Below are 22,137 nucleotides of genomic sequence, written 5' to 3' on the forward strand. Positions count from 1 at the left end.
TTTCGTCTATCAACTCAAAGAATGAGATTTTAAGGACCACTCTTTAATATCTCTTCTTCTTACCTCTATTATAACTAACTAACCTTAAAATGACAATTAGGTTTCCAAAAAAAACGCTTTATATTTTATCTTGTTATGGAAAAAGACTTTATTTCCAGTGGATGATAGTTATTTAGCTGATCGTACGCATAAAGTATCGTTCTTCCTGTGGTATACACATCATCTACGACTAGAATAGATTGATTGGTCACTTTTCTTCTATCTCTTTTACTTATATAAAAAGGTTGTTCCATTTTAAGTCGTTCTTCTCTTGTTTTTTCTGATTGACTCGCAGTATCTCGCCTCTTTTTTAGTATTTTTTGATAAGGAATATTAGCCTCCTTCAAAAATTGTTCTACTTGATTAAAGCCTCTTATCTCTAATCTTTTTCTCGAAACGGGGATTGGAACAATGATAAAACCTTGTTTGACATAACTAACTAGCTCTTGTTGGATATCTGCCGAAAAAGTATCCGCCATTCTAATATCACCTAAAAATTTGTACGTCTTAAAATAATCACTCATTTTTTCATTGTGTTCGTACAAATAATGATGATCTAGTTTGAAGCCCTGATATTCCTTTTGCCACAACTGACAATCTTGACAGATATCTTCTTTCGTTTTTTTACGACAATAAGGACAAAAACCTCTCTGAGTAAACTCAACTTTAACAATTTCCAAATAGCAAGATGCACAACAATGATTAAAATACACAGGGGAAAATTTTAGAAGTTGGGTCAACGTCAGATTTCTTAAAATTTCACTTTGACAAAAACGACATCTCATTTAAACCCTGCTTTTTGATTCATCTCTTTTATTTGTTTAATAGCTTTTTTCATCTCTTTGGTTCTCCCATTATGTAAAAAAGAAATTTGACCTATTGGAAATTCTCTTTTTCGACCAACTCGCCCAGATATTTGAACCAAACTTGCTTGATTAAACACCCGATGATCCGCTTCACAGACGATCACGTCAATATTAGGAAATGTTACCCCTCGCTCTAAAATGGTGGTCGTTAAAAGCCAATCTATCTGTTGATTTCTCATTTTTTTGATTATCTCTTCTCGGTCTTCTTTTCCAGCAAAAACATAGGCTATTTTTTTATTCGGATAACTTTCTTTTAGTTTTTCAAAGCATAAAATCATTCGCTCGATATTTGGAAAAAAAAGTAAACATTGCCTTTGTTGTTCGTCTAGGAGATCCTGTAAACAACTAGGTAATTTCCCTTTTCTAAAATAAGATACTAGAAAGAAATCAAACTGACAGATTGGCACTGGTAACTGATATCCGTGATACCTTTTTGCTAGTTGACTGATTTTTAACTGCTCATTCTCAACACTCTCTAAGAGTTCAATGCTCGGTGTTGCCGTTAAATAAACAAGCGTTCCAGTTTTTTTCAGTGCTTGTTTAGTGCCGTGAGCCAAGACTTTATTTCCCGCATAAGGAAAAGCATCTACTTCATCTACTACAATTAAATCAAAAGCTTCAGAAAAACGTAATAATTGGTGGGTCGTGGTGACAACAAAATGCGTATAATTATAAGGTATGGTTGATTTACCGTAGAGTAAAGCGATCTCTTCTTCTGGAAAAGCTTCTTGGAATCTAGGATGAAGTTCTAAGCAAACATCCACTCTAGGTGAAGCTACAGCTATCCTTTCTCCCTTTTTTAAGGCATAATCAATTAAAGAAAATAACATCTCAGTTTTACCTGCTCCTGTGACTGCATGAATTAAATGGTCCTTTTCTTTCTTATAGTATCTGACTAATCTTTTAGATATTTTAGCTTGATCTTTCGTTAGTTGGCCTTTCCACAAAAATTTAACTTCTCGTTTCTGACATTTTTTCTCAGGAATGGAGTATAAAAAATTGCGACTCTCAACTCGCCCTAGTCCAATACATTCTGGACAATAGTAAAATATCCTATAAGGATTTTTTATTTGATAATCTTTTTTCAAATGTTTTGAACCACATCGTCTGCAGTAACTTGTTTGGTTAGAGATAGAAAGACCCGATTCCTTTTTAACATGCTCAGACTCTAATTCAGAATGATAACAAGCGGGTATTTCTTGTAAAAGTAATTTTCTTCCTCTTAAAAACATTTCTAAGTTCAATTTTCATCACCTCTCTTAAAAAAAATACGTAGAATACTAGTTCATTTTTTATAAATATACTATAATGGTTTGTATGTAACTTGAAACGAAAGGATGGACAGCATGAAAAAATATTTTGTGATCGAGTCGATGGATGAGAAAACAGATTTAAATGGTGTTATTTGGCAACCAGAGACAAATAAAACGCCGAAAGCTATTCTCCAACTGGTACATGGAATGGCTGAATACATCGAGCGTTATGACGAATTCGCTGATTTTTTAAATGAAAATAATATCTTAGTTGTAGGTCACGATCATTTAGGACACGGAGAATCTGTTGATTTAGAAAACCCAATTTATGGTTACTTTGCTAAAGATGATAGTGCAAATATTTTAGTAGAAGATACATACCAAATTACCAATTATATTAAAAAGAGATACCCTCAAGTTCCTTTATTTATTATGGGGCACAGTATGGGCTCTTTTGTTACTAGAAATTATTTAAAAAAATACTCTGATAAAGTTGACGGTTCTATTCTAATGGGAACTGGTGGTAAAAAAGAAGAAATTAAAGTGATGAAACGCTTATTAAAAGGCTTAAATACAATTAGCCCTAAAGCTGTCAATCCAGCTCTTAACCACCTATCTTTTGGGAATTTCAACAAGAAAATCAAACAAGCTAGTTCTCCTTTTTCTTGGCTTTCTAAAAACGAAGAAAATGTCAAAGCTTATGAAGCTCATTCAAAATGCGGTTTTATTTTTACTAATAATGGCTTCTATACACTTATTACACTAGTGGAAGGCGCGACTCAAAAAAATTGGTTTAAATCCATTGATAAAGAATTGCCAATTTTAATCATTAGTGGTGAAAAAGATCCGGTTGGTAATTACGGTAAGGGACCGCGGAAAGTAGCCATTGAATTAACAGATAATTATTTTTCTGACGTTACACTACGTCTTTATCATGATTTACGTCATGAAATCTTGAATGAAGTCGAAAAAGAAGATGTAATGAACGATCTCTATGATTGGCTGACTAGCCATTTAGATTAAACTAAAAACCTCACTAGAAACTTATTTTCAGTCTCTAGTGAGGTTTCATTATTTAATTTCTTCAAATGTCGACAACATCTTATCTAAATCTGCCAATACTTTATCTGAGGGATTTTCATCACTGGTCCATGCCCCTAAATTAATAAAATAGTCAGGCGTTTCCACTAAGTAAGTTTTATAAGTTAAATCACGCTCTTTATTATCTTTCATTGTAAAACTCAAATAATAAGCCGGTAAGCCGTTTAACTCTTTTTTCTCCGGTTCCACTAAAATTTTACCAGCAGCATCGGTTACTTTAGGCACAAAAGACTCTTTATACTCTTCAAGTGTTCCCTTTTTCTCTTCAAATCCAGCTGACATATACGATTTTGTGTCTTTATTGGCTACTAGAAAAGCAATTCTTTTGTCCTCATTTGGAAACTTAATCCAGCCATCTAATAATCTGAAACGGTAACTATGATCGTCTAGTTTAAATGTGTACATCAACGCACTTTCTGCCGACGTTTCTTTGATTGGTTCTTTTTTCTTCTCTTTCGACGTTTGACTACACCCGACTAAAAAGATTACACTAAGAACAGATATCATTCCAATCATTATTTTTTTCAACATATACACCTCATTTTTATTTACATTACTATACAAAACACTAACCTGGAGGCTAGCTATGCTATCAAACTACTATACCATAAAAGAGGATGGACAATTCGAAATTGTTATAAAAAAATCTCGCTTTATCTGCCAACTAAAACGAATTGAATCTGAAGAAGAAGCTAAAGAATTCATTGCACAAATCAAAAAAGAGCATTGGAAAGCAAGTCATAACTGCACAGCTTATGTTTTAGGTGATCATCAAGCCATCCAACGCTCAAGTGACGACGGTGAACCTAGTGGAACTGCTGGTGTTCCCATGTTAGAAGTCTTGAAAGTGAAAGAATTACACAATGTTTTAGCGATTGTCACACGTTATTTTGGTGGAACTGAGCTAGGTGCTGGTGGCTTAATTCGCGCTTACAGTAACTCAGTCTCTGAAACGCTTAATGAAATAGGGATGGTTGAAGGAAAATTACAGCAAGAAATTTCTGTAACCATTGACTACTCTCTCCATGGAAAAGTTGAGCACTTCTTAGAAAACAATCCTAACTACACACTAAAAGACACCCTTTTTACTGATAAAGTCACTCTTTTGATTATGGCAGATGAAAAAGAAGTTCCCTTATGTCAAGAAAGTTTAATTAACCTTTTAAGTAATCAATGTTCTATTGAGCTAGGTGAAACAGATTATGTTGAAGTACCGATTAAATAAAAAAAAAGAGATGGAAAATTTTTCCATCTCTTTTTGGACTCTCCAGTTGCTCGGAGCTAAACACTTTTTTCACCACTCTATTTTAGTCCGGGTTCAAATAGCAACTCCTTCGGCAACTTCAAAAATAAAAATTAATTCCAAAAGCGTGAATTATTTTTTATTTCCTCCAGTTGCTCAGAGCTAAACGCTTTTTTCACCACTCTATTTTTCTAGAAAGAATTCAAATCGCTCGCCAACATACTGGCTACGAACATACTCAAAGGGTGTATTGTCATCAAAATAAGAAATTTGGCTTACTTTAAGAATTGCTTCGCCTCTTTTTATATCCATAAAATGAGCAATTTTTTCAGAAGCAATGACTGCCGATATTTTTTGTGAAGACTTGCCTATTTTTTTTACTCCCTCTTTAGCAATTGCCTTATATAAAGAAGATGTAATCTCTTCTTTATGAAAATTTTTGATAATTTCATAAGGAATACTGGCTACTTCAAAACAAATGGGGACATCATCTGCATAGCGAATTCGTTCCATTTTTAAGATATCATCTTTTTCAGTTAAATTTAATTTTTCCATCTCACTTGAACTTGGTTTAGTCACAAAGTAAGAAATCGTCTTACTCGATGGTTCTCTTCCTTGTTCTTCAACAATGTCTGAAAAACTAGTTGTTCCAATCATTGTTTCTTGAACTTTTTTTCTAGCCACATATGTTCCTGAACCTATTTTACGTTCTAAGATACCTTCATCTGCCAATGTTTGAACAGCTTGTCTTAAGGTCATTCGACTGACGTTAAATGTTTCAGAAAGCTCCCTTTCAGATGGCAATCGGTCCCCTACATGCCATTTACCTTCTTCAATCTCTTTTTTTATTTGATCATGAATTTTTAAATATACTGGCATTTTTGACGCCATTTTTCATGCACATCCTTCTGTTTTTCTTTAACATATTATAACTGGTATAGACAAAGGATACAACTAGTTTATATGTCAGATAGGTTACATTTTTAAATTTGTACAGTTTCTTCTAAGTTTTTTTCAGCCGTCGCAAGTAGTAAACGAATTCGGTTTAATTGATTCACCACTGAAACACCTGGGTCATAATCAATAGCCGAAATATTAGCTTTGGGATACTGATGACGTAATTCCTTCATCACACCTTTTCCAACCACGTGATTAGGTAAACAGCCAAAGGGTTGCAGGCAAACAATATTAGGGACATCTGATTTCAGTAAATCAATCATCTCACCTGTTAAGAACCACCCTTCTCCTGTATGATTTCCAATTGATAAAATTTTAGACGCATCTTCAGCTAATGTTTCAATGGAAGTAATCCCTGTAAAACGTTCAGAGTTTTTAAGTTCTTGATTCATAGGTTTTTCGCAAGACTCGATAACTTTAATGGCAAACTGAGACAACCATTTGGATTTTTTATTAAAACCTAAATTTTCATATTTCCAAATACCGTTGTATAACGAATAATTCATAAAACCAATAATCCCTGGAACAACAGCCTCAGCACCTTCTGCTTCCAAAATACTAACAATATCATTATTGGCTGTTGGTGAATATTTAACTAAAATTTCACCCACCACACCGACTTTTGGTTTCTTAATATCATGTAAAGGAATGGTATCAAACTCATGGACAATTTGCTTCATATATTTTTTAAATAGTCTAAACGAACCATTTTCAACACTATGTTTCACTTTTTCAATCCACTCATCATGAAGACGATTCACTGACCCTACTTCTACTTCATAAGGTCGCGTACGGTAAACAACTTTTTCAAACAAATCCCCATAAAGAAAAGCAATTGCCACTTTTTTCATCAATGGTAAGCTCATCTTAAAGCCTGGGTTAGACTCCACGCCCTGATTCCCCATTGAAATAGATACTACTGGAACTTTTGGAAAACCAGCATCGCTCAATGCCTTACGCAGTAACGGTATATAGTTCGTCGCCCGACATCCGCCACCTGTTTGAGTTAACATCACACTTGTGTTGTCCACATCATACTTTCCAGATTGTAACGCTTCAATAAGTTGTCCAATCGAAATAATCGCTGGATAACATGCATCATTGTTAACATATTTTAAGCCCACATCAATAGCCTGTTTATCCTCACTTGGCAAACAAACCACATTGTATCCACTTGCTTTTAGCGCTGTATCAACCAAGCCTTCTTGATGAATCGGACTAAGCATCGGCAGTAGTAAAGTATGCGTTTTTCGCATGTCTTTTGTAAACGAGACTTTTTCAGGTTCTTCAAAGCGTTTCGTTGGAACAAAATTGGATTTCTCCCTTTCTTTAATTGCCGCTTTAAGTGAGCGCAGTCTAATCCTAACGGCTCCTAAATTAGAGCCTTCATCTATTTTTAGAACCGTATAAATCCGACCATATTGAGCCATGATTTCTTCCACTTGATCCGTTGTAACCGCATCTAGTCCGCACCCGAATGAATTAAGCTGAACTAACTCCAAGTTGGGCATTTTCGCCACTACTTTAGCAGCCGCATAGAGTCGTGAATGATAGACCCATTGATTCACCACTCGTAAATTTTTTACATCACCTAAATGTGAAATACTATCTTCCGTTAAAACATGAAATCCTTCTTGAGTAATGATATTAGCAATGCCATGATTAACTTCTGGATCAATGTGGTAAGGTCTTCCTGATAGAACAATGCCTTTTTGATTATTTCTTTGCATTTTTTCAAGTAATTTTTCACCGCGACTTTGAATATCTGCTTTAAACTTAGCTAATTCTTCAAACCCATGATTCACAGCGCGTTTCATTTCTTCTTCTAAAAAATTAAAATCTGAAAAAGCTGATTGCATTTGTTTAGTGACTGATTCTGTATCTGCTAAATTTAAATAGGGATTACGATAATCTACCAATCCTTCACGAATCACATCCATATTATTTTTTATCACATCAGAATAACTTTGGACAATCGGACAATTAAAATGATTATCTGACGCTTCATCTTCAATTCGTTCAAAGACAACGCCTGGATAAAAAATCAAAGGCACCTTGTCATGAACAAGTGCTTCAATGTGCCCATGAACTAATTTGGCAGGATAACACACTGTATCACTTGGTATGGTTTCAATCCCCTTTTCATATAGCTCTTTATCTGATTTTGGTGAGAGGACAACTTCAAAACCTAAATCAGTAAAAATGGTGTGCCACAAAGGATAATTTTCATACATGTTTAAAACTCTAGGAATACCGATTTTACCATTTACTGCCTCTTTTTCTTTCAATGAACGATAACGAAATAGTTTGCGATATTTATACTCGACTAAATTTTCACGACGATCCGCTTTTTCAATTTTTTGCTGAGCTCCTCGCTCACAACGATTACCTGTGATAAATTTACGTCCATCAGAAAACAAGGTAACCGTTAATAAACAATTATTCTCGCACAAGTTACAATTAGAAAACTCTTTCTTAGAGTCTAAATTGGTCATTTCATCTAAAGTTAATAAGGTACTACTTGCCTGATTCAAAGCATACTCATCTAAGGCAATTAAAGCCGCCCCATAAGCACCCATTAAACCAGCAATCGTTGGTCTAATGACTTCCTTACCACTAATTAATTCAAAGGCACGAAGAACGGCTTCATTATAAAAAGTCCCTCCTTGACACACAATTTTTTCGCCTAACTCTTCTGAATTTTTCATTTTTATCACTTTATATAACGCATTTTTGATTACCGAATAAGCTAGTCCTGCCGAAATATCTCCTGGCGTGGCTCCTTCTTTTTGGACTTGACGAACTTTTGAATTCATAAAAACCGTACATCTCGAACCTAAATCAACAGGGGTTTTAGACTCTATCGCCGCCTTAGCAAAATCTTCAATCGAATAATTTAAACTTTTGGCAAATGTTTCTAAAAAAGACCCACACCCCGATGAACAAGCTTCGTTTAACTGAATAGACGATAAAGCTCCCTCATTAATCGTCATAGCTTTCATATCTTGACCACCAATATCTAGAATGAAATCCACACCTGGTGAAAAATGGTCGGCAGCCTTATAATGAGCCATTGTTTCCACTTCGCCAATATCAACTTTTAAAGCATGTTTTATCAAATGCTCTCCATATCCTGTGACTGCTGTTTTAGCCACATAACAAGTTTCAGGAAGCACACAATAGATTTCTTTTAAGACGCTAATCGTAGTCTCTAAAGGTTGTCCTTCATTATTACCATAAAATTGATAAAGTAACTCTGAATCAGCACCAATGACAGCAATTTTAGTGGTGGTTGATCCTGCATCGATTCCAATAAAAACAGGACCTTGATACCTTTTTAGATCATACTCTTTAATATCTGCCTCCTGATGTCTTTTTCTAAAAGCTGTTAATTCCTCGTCATTTTTAAATAAAGCAGGTAAGGTATCTTCCATCCCTAAAGCTGTTTTATCTGAAAATTTCAGACGATTAATTACGTCCGAAATTAAAACATCTTCCTCTTTTTTTAAAGAAAGAGCTGCTCCCATTGCCACAAATAATTGAGGATTCTCTGGGAAAATAATCTGTTCTTCACTTAACTCCAAGGTTTCAATAAAACGTTGTCTTAATTCACTCATGAAATAAAGCGGACCACCTAAAAATGCTACATTACCTTTTATTTTACGCCCCGAGGCAAGACCTGCAATCGTTTGATTAACAACTGCTTGATAAACACTTGCTGCAATATCTTCTTTTCTAGCCCCTTCATTAATCAGCGGCTGAATATCCGTTTTAGCAAAGACACCGCAACGAGAGGCAATTGGATAGATGGTTTGGTAATCTTTTGCTAGTTTGTTTAATCCATTGGCATCTGTTTTCAGTAAACTTGCCATTTGATCGATAAACGCCCCTGTTCCCCCTGCACAACTACCATTCATTCGTTGTTCTAGTGACCCTTCAAAGAAGGTTATTTTTGCATCTTCCCCACCAAGTTCAATCGCCACATCGGTTGCTGGAATCACTGTTTCAACTGCTTTTGTTCCTGCAATAACTTCTTGAACGAAAGGAAGTTCTAACATTTCAGAAAGTCCCATACCTCCCGATCCTGTTAACATTACCTTGACTGATTCTTTTATGTTTAATTCTTTTTCAATCGCATATAAAACTTCTAATGTTGCTTGTTTCACGTCCGAAAAATGTCGTTTATATGTTGAATACAAATTATTTTCTTGGCTATCTAGGACAACGCATTTAACCGTTGTTGAGCCAATATCTATTCCGATTCTAAGTTTCATTTAATAATCACCCTTTTTTTACCCAACACTTTGTTGATTATCTTACAAAGTGTTTGATATACTATAATAGTCTATTTTATTACTACTTCAATTAATTTCAATCATCAATTACGCTTCGTTTGTGATTTAAACAACAAATAACATCATTCTGTTGTTTGTAGAAGGAGGTTTTTATGAAAAAAACAGACTTGCGAGTGATTCGAACTAAAAAAATGATTATCGATGCTTTTTTATCCCTGGTAAATCAAAAAGGATATGAAGCCATTACGATTCAAGAAATTGCGGACGATGCCATGATTAATCGGGCCACTTTTTACGCTCATTTTAAAGACAAACCTGATTTGTATGATTTTGTCATGGAGTATGCCATCTCAAACCTAAGTATTGTTTTAGATGCCAACCAGTTAAACCATTCTAAAATTATCCATTTAAATACGATTGAAAAAGCCTTAACTCAAATTTTTACTTTAATTAAAGAAAAACAAAATTTTTTTATTATGCTGACGGAAGGTTCTTCCAGTGAATTATTTAGAAATAAAATTTCTGAAATGTTAGCTACTATGTATGAAGAAACTTTTTCTAAGCTCAAAATTACAGAAAATGATATCGAGGTACCCGTTAGTTTTATCATTGAATATATGACTTCGATTTTTATTGGGACCGTCCATTGGTGGGTCACGACTGATTCAGAATTTGAAGCTGATCATATGGCACGTCTTGTCATTAAATTAGTTGGTAACGGGCATTTAACAGTCCTTGGAATTGATGTTAAGGAGTAATCAAAAAAAGAAGCCAAAGTCACTTTATAATTCATGACTTGGGATTCTTTTTTTATTGACCATAATAAGCTGATTTTCCATGTTTTCTTAAATAATGTTTATCAAGTAAAAAGTTTGGAATATCAACAACTCGTTGATTAATTTTTTCTGTTTCTTTAGCCATTAAAGACACTTCATCTAAAATCAAACTATTCTCTACCGCCTTGTCTGGTGTTGCTCCCCATGTAAAGGGTCCGTGACCACTAACTAAAACGCCTGGTATTTCAGATGGTTTGATCCCTCGTTTATGAAAGGTTTCAACAATGACATTTCCAGTATTTTCTTCATAAGCCGATTCAACTTCTTCTTTAGTCAACTCCCTTGTACAAGGAACCGAACCATAAAAAGTATCCGCATGAGTCGTGCCGTAAGCTTTTAAGTCACAACCAGCTTGAGCCCACATAACCGCATTAGTAGAGTGAGTATGCACAACGGCATTGATATCTGAAAATTCTCGATATAAAACAACGTGAGTCGCTAAATCGGAAGAAGGCTTCATGCTTTTTTCTTCAAGTAAATCCCCCTTCAAATCAGTTACTACCATTTGACTCATTTCCATGGTGTCGTAAGAAACGCCACTCGGCTTAATGACAATCACGCCAAGCTCACGGTTAATTTCACTCACATTCCCCCAAGTCAATTTAACTAGACCTAGCTTTGGCAAGGCTAAATTAGCTTTAAACACACGCTCTTTCATCTCTTCTATTAGTAGCTCTCTAGACATGATATCCCGCCTCTCTTAATTTTGGATATAAGAAATCTTTGGCTTCATTGATTCGATCTTTAAAGTCTTCATTTTTCTCACTCCACATTTCAATTAAGAATGTGCCATCATAACCTAAACGATGAAGGATCGATAATAAGCCTACAAAATCAACACAGCCATCTCCAAAAGGAACATCTTTGAACTTCCCTTCACTCGTTGATGAGACTGCTAAAGTATCTTTCAAATGAATTGAAGTAATGCTTGAAATACCTTTCTCAAGTTCTCTAGCGGGATTGTTTTCTGGCCAAGCAGATAAATTTCCTAAATCTGGATAAACTTGTAAGAAGGGAGACGCAATTTGTGCTTTGATTTCTAAGAATTTTTCAATCGAACTCATAAAAGGATCATCCATAATTTCAATGGATAAAATAATGCCGTATTGAGAGGCTTTCTTCAATCCTTTTTTTAGTCCTTCAATAAATAATTCTCTTGAAAGCATTGATTTAGGTTCATAGTAAACATCGTAACCTGCAATTTGAATGATTGAAATACTTAGTTTATGTGCTAAAATAATCGCTTTGTCTAACAGCTCATCTGCTTTTTCACGTTTTTCTAGATTTTCTGAACCAAAGGGAAAACGACGATGACCACTTAAGCAAATTGAATTGATTCGAACATTGTATTTTTTACAACTCTCACGAATTCCTTCGATTTCTTCATCAGTCATCTCAAGACGAGACAGACGTTCATCTGTCTCATCGATTGACATTTCAATAAAATCAAAGCCTAATTCACTTGTTAATTTTAGTCGCTCATCCCATGAAATACCTTTAGGCAGAGCTTTTTCATAAATTCCAATTTGAGCCATAATTACTCACCCCAAATTCGAATGATCTCATTCTTAAAGTCGTTAGCGGCCTGAACTGGATCTTTAGCAGCGGTAATCCCTCGACCTGTAATAAATGTATAGACATCAATTCCTTCAAATAATTTTAAAGTCCCTACATCTAAGCCACCAGTTACCGACACATTGAAGCCCATTTCGATTAATTTTTTGACCTTTGTTAAGTCTTTCTCTCCCCAAGTTTCACCAGAAAGAAGCGCATCTCGACTTTGATGATAAATGGCTTGCCTGATACCAATTTTATGCCATGCAGCAGCTTGCTCAAAGGTCCAATCTCCGTATAGCTCCACTTGCAGTTCTTCTACTTCTTTTTTAGCAGCTTCCATGGTTGGAATCGTTGCACAACAGATAACGGTCATCCAGTCAGCTCCAGCATCTGCCACATTTTTAGCAACCGTACCACCTGCATCGGCACATTTTGTATCAGCAACAATTTTTTTATTTGGAAAAATACTTCTAACACAAGAGATAGCTTGGTGCCCTTCTTGTAAACAAAGAATAGTTCCTACTTCTAAAATATCAACCACTTCTCCTACCTTAACCACATCGGCTAAGGCAGAAGCTAAATCATTATGATCTAAAGCAATTTGTAAATTTGGTCGTGTCATTATCCGCTCCTCCTAGTCTATTTTTTAGTTTTTTGATAGAGTTCTGTTTCAGCAAATTTTTCGCCAATTTCTTTATGAGACATAACGTTTTTAATTCCGACAACCGTCACACCTTTTTTAATCGCTTGATCAAACATTCCTAAAAAGTTAACAGGGGTAAAGACCACGTCATACTGTCCAGCTGAACTTTTACCTTCTGAAATCGAGCAGTGATGAATTTTTGTTATTGGGATATTTAATTCCTTCATCGCTTTTTCGGTACTTCTCATCATCATTAAACTCGTTCCTGATCCATTGGCACATGATATTAATATTCTCATTTTTAGTTCCTCCTAGTTTTTAAGTAATCGTTATTTGTTAAATTTTTCTTGGTATGCTTCATAATCATCAACAATTAAGAAGTAACCTTCTGGATTTTTTCTATATTGTAATTGTGGAATAGCAAGTAATAGAATCACAACAACGCCAATTCCAATAACGCCTAAAACTTTCATGATAATCGCGAATCCTGGCCAAACTGTGGCCCAGTCAAACATTCCAATGTAACCTCCGTACTGTGAAAGACCAATCCATGAGGCAAATAAAGCTGAACCTCCCACTTGGATAATCCCTGATAGGAATGGGAAGAGACAAGCTGCCTTAATTCCGCCACGGTTATTAGCAAATACAGCAATTACCGCATTATCAAAGAATAATGGGATAAAGCCTGCGATAACAATTGTTGGTGACTTCATTAAAATTAATAGTCCAATCATTAGGAATTGTCCTAATGAACCAAATAAGAAACCAACTGTTACAGCGTTTGGTGAACCAAAACCAAATGTTGCCGCTACGTCAATACCAGGTACAGCTCCAGGTAAGATTGTATTTGAAATACCTTGAAATGATTGTGTTAACTCATCAACGAAGGTTCTAACACCTAGTTGTAAAATAGCTAGATAAACTGCAAAGTTAAGTGATGTTGTCATAATGTAGAAGAAGAAACTTTGCCCTTCTTTCATAAATTCTGCTTGAATCAAGTAGTCTTGCCCTAAGACAAGAAGGATAATTCCAAAGAAGAATAACATCAAAAGTGACGTTGCTACCATATTTTCATTGAACATAGATAAAAACCCTGGAAGTTCAATATCTTCCAATTTTTTATGTTCTTTCTTAGAACGCCCTTTTTTCTCATCCCGTTTCTTCATCCATTCAGAAAGTTTTGCGAAGATGTACACACCAAACATTTGTTGATGGGCAATCGCAAAACCAGCACCTTCTGTTAAATCTTGAGTAATATCAACTGTCAAATTAGAACCAACAGCCCAGTAACAACCAAGAACTAAGCCCATAGCAATTAATACTTCGATACGCCCAAATTCAGGGAAACAGAAAAGGAAAATCCAAAAGGCTGTTGCTGCTTGTTGAACTTGCACGTTACCAGTTGTAAAAACAGCTCTCAGTTTTGTATATTTTTGGAATCTCACAAGTAAAATATTCATAATAAAAGCAATTAAAAGTAAGATCATCACGTCTCCAAAAGTCTTACCAAATGTTTCCATTAAACCCGAATCGACAGCATTCTGACCAAAATACGGATCTGTTACCATCGCATTTAAATTGAATCTCTCTTTAAGTCCAACTAAAATCGGACGAAAGTTATTAACTAAACCTCCTGAGCCGACGGTTAAAATAAAGTAACCCACTGTTGCTTTTAAAAAACCAGCAATACACTCATGTGCTGGACGTTTCAGTAAAATATAACCAAGTAAAACAATAAAACCAATTAGATAAGCAGGCTGGGTTAAAATGTTGTTAGCAAAATAAGCCCAGATTCCCATGAAAAAGTCTCCCATACCCTTCGTCTCCTTTTATTTACTGTATTTTTTCATTACTTCCTTATAATCTTCCAATGTTTTGGTTGCCACTAAATCATCAATTAAACCATCCGTCATTAATAATTCTGATAATTTTTGAATATTCTCCATATGTTCTTCTGGATTTTTAGCAGCAAGAGTAAAGAATAAACTCGCCTTTTTTTCTTCTTCTGGATCTTCAAAGTAAATATCTTGCTTCATTTTTGTAAATGAAATAGCTGTTCCAAAGACGCCTTGACTCTCTTCTGATGAGTGAGGCATCGCCACTTCTGGCACGATTACGATATAAGGTCCGTGCTCTTTCACACAAGAGATAATTTCATCAATGTAGACCTCACTAATTATTTTCTTAGCCAGTAAATTTTGACAGCTTTCACGGATGGCTTCTTGCCAATCCGTGATTTCTTTATCTGAATAAGTAACTAAATCATTTTTTAAGAAATAATCTAACATATTTTTTCGCTCCTTTTATAAGAATGAAGGGAATGGTGTATCATTTTCTACAGAGAAGGCATCATCAAAGCCACGGTAGAAATTAAATTCCATATCATCTTTATTGGTTGGGTAAGTAAATTTACCACCCACTTGCCAAATATAAGGTTTAAAATCATATTTCAAGCGGTCTTTTTTCATTTTCCAAATTTCAGTGATTTCTTTTGGATCAGCCATAAAATTTGACCAAATATCATAATGAACTGGAATCACAACGTTCGTATTTAAAGCTTCCGCCATACGTAACATATCAACTGAAGTCACCTTATCTGTGATACCACGAGGATTTTCACCGTAAGCACCTAAACAAACGTCTACTTTATACTGATTGCCATGTTCAGCAAATTTATTACAATAATGTGAATCTCCTGCATGATAAATATTTCCACCTGATGTACAGAATAAATAATTAACTGCTATTAAATCCATGTCTTGAGGAACTTTGCCTCTCAACGTTTCCTCTGGATTATCCCAAGTCACTAAGGCTGTTCTATCAAACGCCTCAAGTGCCACTACTTCAATGTCTTTGACTTTCACTTTATTTCCTGGTTTGACAACGATCGTTTTCTCTTTAGGGATTCCCCAACCTAACCAAGTTTCAACAACTTCTTTAGGTCCAATAAACTTAGCATCTGGACAATTTTTATTAACCGCTGCTGCTGTATTAATATCTAAATGGTCTGAATGAATATGTGTTACGACTAAAGCATCCACATTTTTGATTTCAAAAGGATCTAAGACAAAAGGTTGCGTTCTTAAGTTCGGTTGCATCTTTTGAACACCACTCATACGCATCATTTGATGCCCTTTTTTCATCATTCCAGTTCCGTGAGTTCTCTTACCTGATCCACACCATAAATCACATAAAATATTGGTTGATTCATGAGATTTAATCCAAATACCTGTACAGCCTAACCACCACATAGAAACAGTATCTTTTTTAACATCTTCACTCTCTATTTCTTCGTTTAACCATGTTCCCCATTCTGGAAAAACTGAGTTAACCCATTTTTCTTTTGTAATATCGTGGATATTTTCTGACATATGACATTCCTCCATTTGATTTTATTGTTTGCTATAAATCAATATTACCTATAAAAAAATCATTTGAAAACCCTTTTTTACGACTGTATGACGTTTATATGAACAATTAAGTTTTTATTTGTTCATATATGCTATTATAAATTCATAAAAGTAAAAGGGGATATACTTATGAGAAATTCCATAAAAACGATTAATAAGCGAATGGAAGGCATCTTAGAATTACTACAAGAACATGGTCAATTAACTACTGAAGAACTTTCTGAATTGTTAAACGTATCAATTAGTACCATCCGAAGAGATCTAATTGTTTTAGAAGAAAAAAATGACATCATTCGAAAGCACGGGTTTTGTTTGTACAACTTTAAGAACAAAGATAATTTTGATGAATCGGGACCAGAGCGATTAAAAGCAATGATTGGAGCTAAGGCATCGGAACTAATAAAAAACAATGATTCTGTCTTTATCAACACAAGCTCTACTTCTCTCAATGCCATAAAATATACTAAGGCAACTAATTTAACGGTTATTTCTAATAATTTAAAATTAGCTTCTCTGAAATTAGATGCCCACTCTTCCTATATCTTGACTGGTGGGGAACTTAGAGTGCCTAAAGAATCTTTAGTTGGAGATATTGCCTTTAACACCATTAACGACATGAATGCCGATATTTGTATTATTGGCTGCTCTGGTGTCGATCTTGAAAGTGGGGTTACAACTAAAATTCTCAATGAAGCAAAAATCAATAAAGCGATGATTGAACAAACAACCACAACTCGGGTTTTAGTAGCAGATCATCGAAAAATTGGTTTAACTGCTAATTTTAAAATATCTGATTTGAGTATTTTCGATTATTTAATCACAGATGAATACGCCTCTCCGACACTTCTTAAAGAATACTCTAAATTAGGTTTAAAAATAATACAAATATCTGGATTTTAGAATAAAAAAAAACGTTCAAACCATTACAGTTTGAACGTTTTTTATAATTAGTATAATCTTGAATGCCATTTACGGGTATTTTCTTTGTTTCCAGTGTATACTTTCTTCTCTAAACCTAAATTAGTACTCGTTTTAATTTCTTCAACCACATCAGTGTGTTTTAAAATATCTCTGTAGTTAAATAATTGATCTTTAATTTTTTCTTTTAAGTCTGCCATATATCTTCTCTCCCTTATCAACAATACAATAAGGATAACATAAATAAAAAAAGCTAACAAATGAATGTTAGCTTTTTTCTTAGCTGGGCTAGCTGGATTCGAACCAACGATGACGGAGTCAAAGTCCGTTGCCTTACCGCTTGGCTATAGCCCAATATTTAAATAGGCGACTGATGGGAATCGAACCCACGCATGTCGGAACCACAATCCGATGTGTTAACCACTTCACCACAATCGCCATAATAAAAATGGAGGGGGGCAGATTCGAACTGCCGAACCCAAAGGAGCGGATTTACAGTCCGCCGCGTTTAGCCACTTCGCTACCCCTCCAGCTAGTCGTGTTAAAAACCCGACTCAGTAATCATACCTAATTTCATAAAAAAAAGCAAGCTTTTTTTGAAATTAATTATGTAAATTCCAATTTCTTAGAACTTCTTCATAACCTTGTTCCATTGACTTAGCAAATAACACAAAATTATCATCACATTTAACTTCAAATTTTGTACTATCCATCTCTAAAATTTCACCAATCATTTTTTTACCAATAAACAATTGATGGTTCGCTTTAGTTTCGCCATCTTTTTGAACTGTATTTTCTTTAATTTCGACTTCTACAGGTTTATTTTTTTTCATTTTTTTCACCTCTTAACTTATAGAGGATAGCATATTTTTTTTGATTTGTTAAGTCAGAAAAAAAATAAAGTATTAAGATCACTCTTAACACCTTATTTCGGCTTATCTTTTACATGTTTTTATTGAGGACTCTACATCATACCCAGCATCACTTAACACTTGATTGATTTTCTCGTTTTCTTCTGATGTTGTCTGTATCACAATAATAGGTTCTTCTTTTTGACGGTACACCACAATTTGAATGATGTTTAAATGATTATCTTTAAAAATCTCTGTTAATTCCGCTAAGACCCCTTCATGATCATCTTTAATTTTAACTGCTACACGTGTACCCGGCTCTTTGTACCCTGTAATATTTAGGAAAGCATCAAAGATATCATTATTTGTAATAATGCCAACTAAACTATCTAATTCATTTAAAACAGGTAATACGTTGACTTTATGCTGCCTCATTTGAAAGATAGCATCTTCTAGTAAACAATTCTCAGTGATTGTCTCTACCTCTTGAATCATCACATCTTTAACAGTCGTTTTATTTAATAAGTAGTTAGCCTCATAAACACTTAAACTAGTTGCTTTTGAAGGCATCGCTTCTTGAATCGTTCCTTCAGTAATTAATCCAACAATGTGATCATTTTTAACGACTGGAATACGGTGGATATCTTTTTCTTTCATTATCTCGATGGCATCAAATATTTTGGTTTCTTCACCAATTGTGACTAAATTTTTTGACATGTAATCTTTAACTAACATAACTAACCTCCTAAATAAGCTTTTTGAATATCTGGACTATCAAGTAACTCTTTTCCACTACCCTTTAAAACCACTTTTCCAGTTTCTAACACATACCCACGATCTGCAATACTTAAAGCCATCTTAGCATTTTGTTCGATAAGTAAAACAGTGGTTCCTTGCGCTTTTATTTCTTCGATAATCGAAAAAATTTCTTTAATAAATATCGGTGCTAGTCCCATAGAGGGTTCATCTAAAAGTAATAACTTAGGACGAGACATTAACGCTCTTCCCATTGCCAACATTTGTTGCTCACCACCAGATAATGTAGCAGCGTCTTGATTTTTTCTTTCAGCCAAAATTGGAAAACGTTCAAATACCCGTTTTAAGATAGCCTCACTTTCTTTTTTATCTTTGTATAAAAATGCCCCTAACTCTAAATTTTCCATGACTGTCATCCCCGTAAACACATGACGACCTTCTGGCACTTGAACTAAGCCACTCTGAACAATATTAGGCGAGGTTTCTTTTTCAATTTGACTCCCTTGAAATGTAATCGTTCCACTACTTGGTCGTACCAGTCCAGAAATTGTTCTTAAAATTGTTGTTTTTCCCGCGCCATTCGCCCCAATCAAACTCACAATTTCGCCTTCATTGACTTCAAAGGAGACCTCTTTGACAGCTTGAATCATGCCATAATGAACCGAAATATTTTCTACTTTTAGCATTACAAATCACCACCCAAATATGCTTTAATTACTCGTTTGTTTGTTTTTATCTCTTCTGGTTTTCCTTCTGCGATCATTTGACCATACTCTAGCACATAGATTCTTTCGCAAACATCCATCACAAGTGACATGTCATGCTCTATTAAGAGAATTGTTAGATCAAACTCACGTTGAATTTTTTTAATCAGTTCCGTGAGCTCTGCTGTTTCTTGAGGATTCATCCCTGCTGCTGGCTCGTCTAAGAAAAGGAGTTTAGGTTCAGTCGCTAAAGCTCTAACAATCTCTAATCTTCGCTGTTCCCCGTAAGAAAGATTTTTAGCTAAGGAGGTTTCTTTTTCTTTCAAATCAAAAATTGCTAGTAAATCTAAAGCTTTTTCCGTCATTTTCTTTTCTGATTTATAAAAATTAGGCAATCTTAAAATTCCTGTTAGCACGCCAACTGGTTGTTTACCGTTCATGGCGATTAAAACATTGTCTAACACTGTTAAATCTTTAAATAAGCGAATATTTTGAAAGGTTCGACTTAAGCCTTTATTTGCCACTTTAAACGGCTTCATGCCATTCAAACGTTCCTTTTTACCTTCATTGTAAAAGAGAACATCTCCTTCACTTGGTTCATAAACACCTGTTAGAAGGTTAAATAGCGTTGTTTTCCCCGCTCCATTAGGTCCGATTAAACCGACTAGCTCATTTTTGCCTAACTCTAAATTAACATTTGAGACAGCTGCTAAACCACCAAAATTTTTCGTTAAATTATTTATTTTTAATAGGGACATTTTTTTGTCCTCCTTTATTAAAAATTTTCTTAAATGACAACTCTTTCATACCCAAAAGTCCTGATGGTTTGAAAATCATAATGACAATTAAGGCTAAGGCATAGATAATCATCCGAATCGTTCCCGCATCTTGTAAAAACATATTTAAGAACCCTAAGACAATCGCTGCAATAAAGGTTCCTGTAATACTTCCTACGCCACCAAATACAACAATGATTAAGATATCGATTGATTTCATAAAATCAAAGTTTGCTGGAACAATCGTTTGAATGTAGCTCGCATAAAGCCCACCAGCAATTGCAGCTGTCATAGCACCAATCACAAAAGCAATCACTTTATATTTAGTCGTATTCACACCCATCGATTCAGCGGCAATTTCATTTTCTCTGACAGAAAGTGTCGCACGACCGGCTGCACTATTAATAAAATTAGTTGTAATAATCGTTGTGATACAAACAAGTATATAAACCATTGACCACGTTACAAATGGCGTAATACCAAAAAGCCCAGCTGGTCCATTTGTAATGCCGTCTAAATTCATAATTAGAATTCTGATAATCTCAGAAACGCCAAGTGTGGCAATTGCCAGGTAATCACCTGATAAACGCAAGGTAGGAATACCAACAACTAAAGCAACTAGTCCTGAAAGTACCGCTCCTACTAGTAACCCCGTTAAAAAACCTGGCAAGGTTGGATTTTTTATCGAAATAATTGCCGTTGCATAAGCTCCAATCGCCATAAAACCTGCGTGACCTAAAGAAAATTGACCTGATACACCAATCACTAGATTAAGCCCCACTCCTAAAATAATATTAATTCCAATCATAACAAGAGCTGTTTCTAAAACTGGAGACATTAAGCCTACACTATACATCACCCCTAAAACAATAAATCCCAAACTCATTAAACCAATCCATGACAGATTTACTTTTATATTTTTATTCATCCTCATCACCTACACTTTTTCTTTAACATTTTTCCCTAGTAAGCCTGATGGTTTCACTAATAACACAATAATTAAAATAGCATAAACTACTGCGTCACGATAAGCAGTGAACCCAAGTGCACTAACTAAAGTTTCAATAATTCCTATCACAAAACCACCTAACGCAGCCCCTGGGATAATCCCAATTCCACCAAACACTGCCGCAATAAACGCTTTAAGGCCTGGAGCGACTCCCATCATCGGATCGATACTGTTGTAGTAAAGACCTATTAAAACACCACCAGCTGCCGCCAGTGATGAGCCAATCGCAAAGGTAAATGAAATCGTGTGATTCACATTAATTCCCATCAACTGGGCCGCGTCAGGATCAACACTTACTGCTCGCATGGCTTTTCCCATTTTCGTATGTCTGACAATCATTTGTAGTAAAATCATTAAGAAAATCGAAGTTGATAAAATAATTAACTGGATTTTACTAATCGTGAATAATTTCAAATCATAATTTGTATTCTCGATAATTTGTGGAAAAGGACGTGTATCTGCCCCAATAAAATAAATCATTAGGGATTGAATTAAAAATGAAACACCAATAGCTGTAATAAGTGCCGCAATCCGTGTTGACTTTCTAAGTGGTCGATATGCTAGAAATTCAATCAACACACCTAAAACAGCACAAATCGTCATAGAAATTAGTAATGTTGGAATCAAACTGAGTCTAAATTGATTCGTCACATAATAGCCTACAAAAGCACCAATCATATAAATTTCACCATGAGCAAAATTAATTAATTTAATAATGCCATAAACCATCGTATAGCCTAATGCTAGTAACGCATAAATACTGCCTAGAGATAAACCATTAATTAATTGTTGAAAAATATTCATCTTCAACATTCCCCCTTTTTAATAAAAAGAGACTTAGACAAAACCTTAATATGTTCTGTCATGGTCTCTTAATTTCCTAATATTTTAATTAATCAGGTATTAAAAGTCGTATTTTTAAC

Annotated in this window: 23 protein-coding genes and 3 tRNA genes; 4 read left to right on the forward strand and 22 right to left on the reverse strand. The window is 34.8% G+C overall.

Annotated elements, in window-relative coordinates:
• Positions 1-125 precede the first annotated feature (125 nt).
• Positions 126-824 carry a ComF family protein gene (locus tag G7082_RS00820; protein ID WP_166033285.1) on the reverse strand — a complete coding sequence of 233 codons (699 nt, stop codon included), beginning with the start codon at positions 822-824 and terminating at the stop codon, positions 126-128.
• Positions 821-2,149 (reverse strand): ATP-dependent helicase ComFA, encoded by a 1,329-nt coding sequence (locus G7082_RS00825; protein ID WP_166033286.1) that lies wholly within the window; start codon positions 2,147-2,149, stop codon positions 821-823. Before G7082_RS00825 ends, G7082_RS00820 begins: the two co-directional genes overlap by 4 nt.
• 102 nt (positions 2,150-2,251) lie before the next feature.
• Between G7082_RS00825 and G7082_RS00830 the strand changes: the two genes are divergently transcribed.
• Positions 2,252-3,181, forward strand: coding sequence for an alpha/beta fold hydrolase (locus G7082_RS00830; protein WP_166033287.1), 930 nt, complete (start codon positions 2,252-2,254; stop codon positions 3,179-3,181).
• Between the two features lie 48 nt (positions 3,182-3,229).
• Here G7082_RS00830 and G7082_RS00835 read toward each other — a convergent pair whose 3' ends face one another.
• Positions 3,230-3,790, reverse strand: coding sequence for a hypothetical protein (locus tag G7082_RS00835; RefSeq protein ID WP_166033288.1), 561 nt, complete (start codon positions 3,788-3,790; stop codon positions 3,230-3,232).
• A 55-nt stretch (positions 3,791-3,845) separates the two neighbouring features.
• Between G7082_RS00835 and G7082_RS00840 the strand changes: the two genes are divergently transcribed.
• Positions 3,846-4,484 carry a YigZ family protein gene (locus tag G7082_RS00840; RefSeq protein ID WP_166033289.1) on the forward strand — a complete coding sequence of 213 codons (639 nt, stop codon included), beginning with the start codon at positions 3,846-3,848 and terminating at the stop codon, positions 4,482-4,484.
• A gap of 201 nt (positions 4,485-4,685) precedes the next feature.
• On the opposite strand, the gene G7082_RS00845 is transcribed toward G7082_RS00840, so the two are convergent.
• Entirely contained in the window at positions 4,686-5,393 is a 708-nt protein-coding gene (locus G7082_RS00845; protein ID WP_166033290.1) for a GntR family transcriptional regulator, read from the reverse strand.
• 92 nt (positions 5,394-5,485) lie between these two features.
• Positions 5,486-9,733 carry a 2-hydroxyacyl-CoA dehydratase gene (locus G7082_RS00850; protein WP_166033291.1) on the reverse strand — a complete coding sequence of 1,416 codons (4,248 nt, stop codon included), beginning with the start codon at positions 9,731-9,733 and terminating at the stop codon, positions 5,486-5,488.
• A gap of 173 nt (positions 9,734-9,906) precedes the next feature.
• On the opposite strand from G7082_RS00850, the gene G7082_RS00855 reads away from it, so the two are divergent.
• Positions 9,907-10,512 carry a TetR/AcrR family transcriptional regulator gene (locus G7082_RS00855; RefSeq protein WP_166033292.1) on the forward strand — a complete coding sequence of 202 codons (606 nt, stop codon included), beginning with the start codon at positions 9,907-9,909 and terminating at the stop codon, positions 10,510-10,512.
• A 52-nt stretch (positions 10,513-10,564) separates the two neighbouring features.
• Here the strand turns inward: G7082_RS00855 and G7082_RS00860 are convergent, their stop codons facing one another.
• From G7082_RS00860 to ulaG, 7 genes are read right to left on the reverse strand one after another with little or no spacing between them, the layout of a single operon-like run.
• The gene (locus G7082_RS00860; protein ID WP_166033293.1) at positions 10,565-11,275 is read right to left on the reverse strand and encodes an L-ribulose-5-phosphate 4-epimerase; all 711 of its coding nucleotides are present in this window, start codon (positions 11,273-11,275) and stop codon (positions 10,565-10,567) included.
• Complete coding sequence (locus tag G7082_RS00865; RefSeq protein ID WP_166033294.1) at positions 11,268-12,125, reverse strand: L-ribulose-5-phosphate 3-epimerase; 858 nt, start codon at positions 12,123-12,125, stop codon at positions 11,268-11,270. The genes G7082_RS00860 and G7082_RS00865 overlap by 8 nt, the downstream gene beginning before the upstream one ends.
• Before the next feature lie 2 nt (positions 12,126-12,127).
• The gene (locus G7082_RS00870; protein ID WP_166033295.1) at positions 12,128-12,769 is read right to left on the reverse strand and encodes a 3-keto-L-gulonate-6-phosphate decarboxylase UlaD; all 642 of its coding nucleotides are present in this window, start codon (positions 12,767-12,769) and stop codon (positions 12,128-12,130) included.
• Positions 12,770-12,786: 17 nt separating this feature from the next.
• Positions 12,787-13,089 (reverse strand): PTS sugar transporter subunit IIB, encoded by a 303-nt coding sequence (locus tag G7082_RS00875; RefSeq protein ID WP_166033296.1) that lies wholly within the window; start codon positions 13,087-13,089, stop codon positions 12,787-12,789.
• A 30-nt stretch (positions 13,090-13,119) separates the two neighbouring features.
• Entirely contained in the window at positions 13,120-14,604 is a 1,485-nt protein-coding gene (locus G7082_RS00880) for a PTS ascorbate transporter subunit IIC (RefSeq protein ID WP_166033297.1), read from the reverse strand.
• 15 nt (positions 14,605-14,619) lie between these two features.
• Positions 14,620-15,078: a PTS sugar transporter subunit IIA gene (locus G7082_RS00885; protein WP_166033298.1), complete on the reverse strand. Its 459-nt coding sequence runs from the start codon at positions 15,076-15,078 to the stop codon at positions 14,620-14,622.
• Between the two features lie 15 nt (positions 15,079-15,093).
• Positions 15,094-16,161: an L-ascorbate 6-phosphate lactonase gene (gene ulaG / locus G7082_RS00890; RefSeq protein ID WP_166033299.1), complete on the reverse strand. Its 1,068-nt coding sequence runs from the start codon at positions 16,159-16,161 to the stop codon at positions 15,094-15,096.
• A gap of 168 nt (positions 16,162-16,329) precedes the next feature.
• Here ulaG and G7082_RS00895 point away from each other — a divergent pair, with 168 nt between their 5' ends.
• Entirely contained in the window at positions 16,330-17,100 is a 771-nt protein-coding gene (locus tag G7082_RS00895) for a DeoR/GlpR family DNA-binding transcription regulator (RefSeq protein WP_166033300.1), read from the forward strand.
• Positions 17,101-17,147: 47 nt separating this feature from the next.
• Here G7082_RS00895 and G7082_RS00900 read toward each other — a convergent pair whose 3' ends face one another.
• From G7082_RS00900 to G7082_RS00945, 10 genes are all read right to left on the reverse strand, one after another.
• Positions 17,148-17,318, reverse strand: coding sequence for a hypothetical protein (locus tag G7082_RS00900; protein WP_166033301.1), 171 nt, complete (start codon positions 17,316-17,318; stop codon positions 17,148-17,150).
• Positions 17,319-17,401: 83 nt separating this feature from the next.
• Positions 17,402-17,472: transfer RNA gene (locus G7082_RS00905), tRNA-Gln, on the reverse strand.
• Positions 17,473-17,483: 11 nt separating this feature from the next.
• Positions 17,484-17,556, reverse strand: a tRNA-His gene (locus tag G7082_RS00910).
• 11 nt (positions 17,557-17,567) lie between these two features.
• Positions 17,568-17,648 (reverse strand) — tRNA-Tyr (locus G7082_RS00915).
• Between the two features lie 72 nt (positions 17,649-17,720).
• Positions 17,721-17,951, reverse strand: a complete 231-nt coding sequence (locus G7082_RS00920; RefSeq protein ID WP_166033302.1) for a DUF2969 domain-containing protein — start codon at positions 17,949-17,951, stop codon at positions 17,721-17,723.
• A 102-nt stretch (positions 17,952-18,053) separates the two neighbouring features.
• On the reverse strand, positions 18,054-18,704 hold the full coding sequence (locus tag G7082_RS00925; RefSeq protein ID WP_166033303.1) for a CBS and ACT domain-containing protein: 651 nt from the start codon (positions 18,702-18,704) through the stop codon (positions 18,054-18,056).
• Positions 18,705-18,706: 2 nt separating this feature from the next.
• A complete protein-coding gene (locus G7082_RS00930; RefSeq protein WP_166033304.1) occupies positions 18,707-19,411 on the reverse strand; it encodes an ABC transporter ATP-binding protein in 705 nt (234 codons plus the stop codon).
• Entirely contained in the window at positions 19,411-20,187 is a 777-nt protein-coding gene (locus G7082_RS00935; protein ID WP_166033305.1) for an ABC transporter ATP-binding protein, read from the reverse strand. The genes G7082_RS00930 and G7082_RS00935 overlap by 1 nt, the downstream gene beginning before the upstream one ends.
• Positions 20,165-21,133: a branched-chain amino acid ABC transporter permease gene (locus tag G7082_RS00940; RefSeq protein WP_166033306.1), complete on the reverse strand. Its 969-nt coding sequence runs from the start codon at positions 21,131-21,133 to the stop codon at positions 20,165-20,167. The genes G7082_RS00935 and G7082_RS00940 overlap by 23 nt, the downstream gene beginning before the upstream one ends.
• Positions 21,134-21,142: 9 nt before the next feature.
• Positions 21,143-22,018 carry a branched-chain amino acid ABC transporter permease gene (locus tag G7082_RS00945; RefSeq protein WP_166033307.1) on the reverse strand — a complete coding sequence of 292 codons (876 nt, stop codon included), beginning with the start codon at positions 22,016-22,018 and terminating at the stop codon, positions 21,143-21,145.
• Positions 22,019-22,137 lie beyond the last annotated feature (119 nt).

The organism is Vagococcus hydrophili, assembly GCF_011304195.1.
Classification (GTDB): Bacteria; Bacillota; Bacilli; order Lactobacillales; family Vagococcaceae; genus Vagococcus; species Vagococcus hydrophili.

Coding starts and splice junctions, on each gene's coding strand:
- G7082_RS00820 (WP_166033285.1), bottom strand. CDS start 824: ATGAGATGTCGTTTTTGTCAAAGTGAAATTTTAAGAAATCTGACGTTG.
- G7082_RS00830 (WP_166033287.1), top strand. CDS start 2,252: ATGAAAAAATATTTTGTGATCGAGTCGATGGATGAGAAAACAGATTTA.
- G7082_RS00835 (WP_166033288.1), bottom strand. CDS start 3,790: ATGTTGAAAAAAATAATGATTGGAATGATATCTGTTCTTAGTGTAATC.
- G7082_RS00840 (WP_166033289.1), top strand. CDS start 3,846: ATGCTATCAAACTACTATACCATAAAAGAGGATGGACAATTCGAAATT.
- G7082_RS00845 (WP_166033290.1), bottom strand. CDS start 5,393: ATGGCGTCAAAAATGCCAGTATATTTAAAAATTCATGATCAAATAAAA.
- G7082_RS00850 (WP_166033291.1), bottom strand. CDS start 9,733: ATGAAACTTAGAATCGGAATAGATATTGGCTCAACAACGGTTAAATGC.
- G7082_RS00855 (WP_166033292.1), top strand. CDS start 9,907: ATGAAAAAAACAGACTTGCGAGTGATTCGAACTAAAAAAATGATTATC.
- G7082_RS00860 (WP_166033293.1), bottom strand. CDS start 11,275: ATGTCTAGAGAGCTACTAATAGAAGAGATGAAAGAGCGTGTGTTTAAA.
- G7082_RS00865 (WP_166033294.1), bottom strand. CDS start 12,125: ATGGCTCAAATTGGAATTTATGAAAAAGCTCTGCCTAAAGGTATTTCA.
- G7082_RS00870 (WP_166033295.1), bottom strand. CDS start 12,769: ATGACACGACCAAATTTACAAATTGCTTTAGATCATAATGATTTAGCT.
- G7082_RS00875 (WP_166033296.1), bottom strand. CDS start 13,089: ATGAGAATATTAATATCATGTGCCAATGGATCAGGAACGAGTTTAATG.
- G7082_RS00880 (WP_166033297.1), bottom strand. CDS start 14,604: ATGGGAGACTTTTTCATGGGAATCTGGGCTTATTTTGCTAACAACATT.
- G7082_RS00885 (WP_166033298.1), bottom strand. CDS start 15,078: ATGTTAGATTATTTCTTAAAAAATGATTTAGTTACTTATTCAGATAAA.
- ulaG (WP_166033299.1), bottom strand. CDS start 16,161: ATGTCAGAAAATATCCACGATATTACAAAAGAAAAATGGGTTAACTCA.
- G7082_RS00895 (WP_166033300.1), top strand. CDS start 16,330: ATGAGAAATTCCATAAAAACGATTAATAAGCGAATGGAAGGCATCTTA.
- G7082_RS00900 (WP_166033301.1), bottom strand. CDS start 17,318: ATGGCAGACTTAAAAGAAAAAATTAAAGATCAATTATTTAACTACAGA.
- G7082_RS00920 (WP_166033302.1), bottom strand. CDS start 17,951: ATGAAAAAAAATAAACCTGTAGAAGTCGAAATTAAAGAAAATACAGTT.
- G7082_RS00925 (WP_166033303.1), bottom strand. CDS start 18,704: ATGTTAGTTAAAGATTACATGTCAAAAAATTTAGTCACAATTGGTGAA.
- G7082_RS00930 (WP_166033304.1), bottom strand. CDS start 19,411: ATGCTAAAAGTAGAAAATATTTCGGTTCATTATGGCATGATTCAAGCT.
- G7082_RS00935 (WP_166033305.1), bottom strand. CDS start 20,187: ATGTCCCTATTAAAAATAAATAATTTAACGAAAAATTTTGGTGGTTTA.
- G7082_RS00940 (WP_166033306.1), bottom strand. CDS start 21,133: ATGAATAAAAATATAAAAGTAAATCTGTCATGGATTGGTTTAATGAGT.
- G7082_RS00945 (WP_166033307.1), bottom strand. CDS start 22,018: ATGAATATTTTTCAACAATTAATTAATGGTTTATCTCTAGGCAGTATT.